Here is a 504-nt window from a genome sequence, read left to right as displayed (position 1 = left end):
AGAAATGAAACGAGTTGGATAAAAAAGAGAGCTCGCTAACATTTTATTGATCGAAAGTGCCTTCAGTCGCTTGGAATTGTTCAAGCGTTGGATACGATATAACCAAAGCCCAGCCGCCTAACACGGCGACATTCCTATAAATATTTGTGGGCACTTCAGGATACTTTACTAATTATGTTTCGCTTCGCTATTCCTTCACCGTTGATGACTGACTGGCAACACGCTCTGCAGCAATGCTGTGATGCCACTCAAGCTCAGGGACAACTTTATACCCTGAGCTACACCAAACAATGGCTATCCAGTGAGATATCCACCTCGCCACAAAATCACCGCGCCATCGTGGCGATGATTGAGCAAAACTGCGCGCAATTTTCCGCGCCGCACTTTGACGTAGTTTGCTCACAATTTGATGATGAAAACCTGAGTCTTTGCCCAGTATGGCTACCGAATGAGGAGCTGTTTGCCGTTGTGACGTTGACGCACTCAACGCAGCAAAAGCAAACC

General features: G+C 46.6%; 1 pseudogene. It reads left to right on the top strand.

What is annotated here, in order from left to right:
* Positions 1-174: 174 nt before the first annotated feature.
* Positions 175-504: pseudogene (locus R7Q48_RS31550) on the top strand (GGDEF domain-containing protein); the annotation flags it as partial.

The organism is Vibrio sp. 378 (assembly GCF_033339435.1).
This window is presented reverse-complemented; position numbering and strand designations above follow the sequence as displayed.